The sequence below is a fragment of the Syntrophorhabdaceae bacterium genome (assembly GCA_028713955.1).
Taxonomy (GTDB): Bacteria; Desulfobacterota; Syntrophorhabdia; order Syntrophorhabdales; family Syntrophorhabdaceae; genus UBA5609.
Window position 1 is genome coordinate 1 of record JAQTNJ010000259.1, and the last position, 4,315, is coordinate 4,315.

Sequence of the window (4,315 nt, forward strand, 5' to 3'; positions counted from 1 at the left end):
TTCAAGGGCCTTCACGACACCGATATTCTTTGCAACCCCGCCTGTCATAATGACCTCTTTCTCAGCTCCGCCAATTCTGCTGATAAGACCCATAGTCCTGTCTGCGATAGCCTTGTGAATACCATACAGGATATCTTCCAGTTCTTCCCCTTCGCTGACCAGGGATATGACCTCTGACTCCGCAAATACAGTACAGATGCTGCTGATCGTAACTTCCTTCTTATGTTTCAGAGAGCTATCGCCAATCCTGTCGAGTTCAACGTTCAGGGCTTTTGCCATGACTTCAATGAACCTTCCTGTGCCTGCTGCGCACTTGTCATTCATCTCAAATTCAACGACACGGCCCTTTCCATCGACCCTTATTACCTTTGTATCCTGGCCGCCGATATCAATTATCGTCCGCGCTTCAGGAAAAAGGTAATGAACGCCTCTTGCGATGCAGGTAATCTCTGTAACTGCCTGTTTGGCGAAGGATGCCCTTTTTCTTCCACAACCGGTTGCAACGATATATGACACATCAGAGATATTCTTGCCGGGATATGCAAGGACCTTATCAAGCGCCATCTCAGCAGTCTTCTTTGAATCAGCACCGGTCTGCAAAATGTCATATCCAACTATTCCCTTCTCCTTGTCAAAAAGAAGGGCTTCAGTTGTAATGGAACCAATGTCTATTCCGGCAACTAACATTTCTTCACCACTCCTTTACTCAATAATAGCAAGGACTGCGTCTGCTTCTACTTCCTGCCCTACAGCAACCTTAATCTCTTTAATTACACCAGCCGCCGGTGAAACAATCGGCATCTCCATCTTCATTGCTTCAAGCGTTGCGATCTGATCGTCTTCCGCAACCTTATCGCCGACCTTCACATTCACTCCTACTATTTTCCCAACCATTGGAACGGTAACTTCTGTAGCCATAAAGACCTCCTTAAGATTTACTGTTTACGCTTTTCTATAACCCAGTGCAAACTGAGCGATGATCATCTTCTGGACGTTTGAGGTCCCTTCAACGATCTGGTAAGACTTCGCATCCCTCAGGAATCTTTCAACGGGATATTCAGATGAGAAGCCGTATGAACCGAATATCTTCACTGCCTCAGAGGCGCAGAAATTTGCCGACTCCGCACAGTAGTATTTTGCCATCGAGGTTTCGAGAGTATTGTTAACTCCCTGATCTTTCTGCCATGCTGCCCTGAGAAGCAGAAGCTTTGCTGCCTCGTGTTCCACGGACATTCTCCCGATCTGTTCCTGAACCATCTGGAACTTTCCGATAGGCTGATCGAACTGTTCCCTCTCGTTCGCGTATTTACACGCTTCTTCGATACAACTCTGGGCTACACCAACGGCCCGTGCGGCAGAGCTTAATCTGGTGAAATTGAGCATGGTCATACAAATAGCAAATCCCTGACCAAGCTTCCCGACGAGGGCACTTTTCGGAATCTTCGCTTCTTCAAAGAATATCTCGCCAGTTGGAGCACAGAACAGGCCGAGTTTCGAGGTAATAGCCCTCTGGACAATACCAGGTGTATTAAAGTCGATAAAAAACGCTGACATACCTTTGTGTTTTGCCGCCTTGTCTGTCATGGCATATACGACCCCGCATCCGCAATAGGGTACGCCGGATATCCATGTCTTGGTACCGTTGAGGATAAAACCATCATCGACTTCTAACGCGGTAGTTTTCATGCTGGCAACATCTGAACCGGAGTTTGGCTCTGTAATGGCAAAACAACCGCCGCTTGTCCCTGCAATCAATCCGGGAAGGAACTGTTCCTTCAGCGCATCGCTTCCATACCGCAGTAAAACATTCTGGGGGCCATTCATCTGGAGGTTAAAGGGAAGACCCCAGGAAGGACTTACCCTTGCAAATTCCATTGCCATAAGTGTCGCGGCCATGTTGCCTTCCTCAAGTCCGAGTCCGCCGTACTGTTCAGGTGCGAGGCATCCAAACATACCCTGGTCGCCCATCTTCTTCAGGATCTCCGGACGATACTTGTGTTCCTTCTCGTCTTCTTCCATGGTAGGCTTGATATTCTTCACTGCAAAGTCGTACGCCATTTTGCGCATTGATTCGAGTTCATCAGAAATCTTGAAATCCATAGTTTTTCTCTCCTTTCCTTACGATATTGTGAAACTATTAACAAGGCTAATATTAGCAAAGCGCCCTTTCCATGTCAAGCTAATTTTCAGAAATAAATCTTCTCTTTCCACTACGGCGGGAGCGACGTTTTGTCATTGCGACCGAAGTGCGGCGCAGTGTCATTACGAGCGGAGCGCGGCAATCTCATTCAATAGATTTATACCCTTGGTTCGCCACGTCGCTTCGCTCCTCCTGAGAAATTTGCCCGATCACATTACCAAAAACAAGTTTTTTATTGATAACAAACATACTCACCATGGGGGTCACATGCTCACGATGACAATAAGTAACTTGAACCGCGAACGTTGAACAAATTTCGTCTTTTGCCTTACGGGTGTATTGCTCTTTGCAGGAAGTTTATTTCTTCCTCATCTTTTTTCCTGGAGGCGATTCAATGGAATTCTGGATCGCCATAATGTGTTGCTCGATCAAACGGTCTGCCTTTGACGCTTTACCTGACGCAAGGAGCTCATATATCTTACGATGATCAACTTTTTTGTAGCGCGGCAATTTGGCAAAGTACTTATAGGTGAGACGGTTGGTCACAAATGGTTCTGTTATGCTCACATAGAGACGCATAAGAATCTGGTTCTGGCTCATTTCTACAATGTACTTGTGGAAGCGGTAGTGAAGGGCGGTATATCGCTCAATATTACGTCTTTTGAATGCCTCGTCCATATCGTCAAGGAGTTGCGCCAGCACACCAAGGTGGTCAGGGGTAACATTACGCATGGCCAGCCTTATAGCCAACCCCTCGATTGCAGCCCTGACTTCGGTAGCTTCTCTCAGGTTTTCCACTGAAATAGACCGGACAAAAGCCCCCTTCCGGGGTAAAAATTCTACAAAACCTTCTGCCTCGAGACGGCGAAATGCTTCGCGAATAGGCGTACGGCTTGTCTTGAACATTTTCTGTAAATTTACTTCGTTCAGCCTTTTGCCTTCTTCGAGTTGTCCTTTAATTATTTGTTCCCGTAAGTGCTGAAATATCTGATCATGTAAAAGTAATGCAGGCTGAAAAGGCTCTTGTGTGTGGCTCATTATCTATTATCCATAATCTTTTCTAATATATGTCGACAGTATACAAAGATAAACAAAAATGTCAAGCAAAAAAAAGGTGTTTTTTTCTACAAAATAAAAAAATATCATTGATCGTGCATTGCAATTTCAACCAGATACGTTCTCCTTCATTGTTTCATAATATATTGTTATTATAGACAATTGTCATATAATATTTTTTTTATGATTTTCCCTTGACAAATTTTATCATAATTGTATACTGTCGACAGATATTAGATACATTACGAGCATATTAATACATAGAAATGTAGAATAATGTGATCCTTTATACAAATAAGACGTGCTTTATAACAAACCAGAGGTGGTATTGAAAACCAAGGTTTGAGTCGCAAAGATAAAGCATCATTATGCAGGAGATTGAATATGGACATGAAAAGAAAACTCTACAAATCTGCGGTGAACCCACTATTGTTGAAACCTGCAAGACCTCTTCCCGGGGAAGTGGCGGTTATCGGGGCCGGAATTACCGGCGTTGATATAGGATATTACCTCAAAAGCTCCCTCCCGGATATGAAGCTTATCCTTGTAGACGCCGGGGAAGAAATATTGAAAAGAGCGGAGAGGCAGTTTTTCGATTATGTAAAAAGTTCTATAGACAAGAAGAAGGTCAAGGAGGAACAAGGTCAAAAGATCCTGGGCAACATTACCTATACAACCGACTACCATCAAATAAAGGATGCCGATCTGGTTATCGAAACGCTGGCAGAAGATATCTCACTGAAAAAGGAGGTGTTTTCCAGGGTCGAAGAGATCGTCGGTGCTGCTGCCATTATTACATCAAATACCGGTTTATTCCCTCCTGACCAAATTTTTACAGAAATGAAAAACCCTGCAAGGGCAACAGTGACACATTTCTTTGCGCCCGCCTGGCGAAGCATACCCGTAGAGGTGGTTTCCTGGGAAAGGCTTAACCAGGAGGTACTGGATTATCTCTCATGGATCTTTGCCATGACAGGGAAAGTTGCAATTGCAACAAATAATGCGGTCTGTTTGATGTTGGGAAGAATATGGAACAACTGGTGTAATGAGGCGGCTCATCTCCTCGATGACGCAACTGCCGGTATAATTGACCATGTAGCTGAAAAATTTGTTTCAGAA

5 protein-coding genes are annotated in these 4,315 nt (G+C 44.5%); 1 reads left to right on the forward strand and 4 read right to left on the reverse strand.

Annotated elements, in window-relative coordinates:
- From PHU49_15240 to PHU49_15255, 4 genes are all read right to left on the reverse strand, one after another.
- Positions 1–687, reverse strand: a 687-nt coding sequence (locus PHU49_15240; GenBank protein MDD5245361.1) for an acyl-CoA dehydratase activase, incomplete at its 3' end; no start/stop codon positions are given.
- 15 nt (positions 688–702) lie between these two features.
- The gene (locus PHU49_15245) at positions 703–918 is read right to left on the reverse strand and encodes an acetyl-CoA carboxylase biotin carboxyl carrier protein subunit (GenBank protein ID MDD5245362.1); all 216 of its coding nucleotides are present in this window, start codon (positions 916–918) and stop codon (positions 703–705) included.
- 24 nt (positions 919–942) lie between these two features.
- Positions 943–2,100 (reverse strand): acyl-CoA dehydrogenase family protein, encoded by a 1,158-nt coding sequence (locus PHU49_15250; protein ID MDD5245363.1) that lies wholly within the window; start codon positions 2,098–2,100, stop codon positions 943–945.
- A gap of 397 nt (positions 2,101–2,497) precedes the next feature.
- Positions 2,498–3,178 carry a GntR family transcriptional regulator gene (locus tag PHU49_15255; GenBank protein ID MDD5245364.1) on the reverse strand — a complete coding sequence of 227 codons (681 nt, stop codon included), beginning with the start codon at positions 3,176–3,178 and terminating at the stop codon, positions 2,498–2,500.
- Between the two features lie 402 nt (positions 3,179–3,580).
- Here PHU49_15255 and PHU49_15260 point away from each other — a divergent pair.
- Positions 3,581–4,315: 3-hydroxyacyl-CoA dehydrogenase NAD-binding domain-containing protein (locus PHU49_15260; GenBank protein ID MDD5245365.1), on the forward strand; the 735-nt coding region annotated here is incomplete at its 3' end.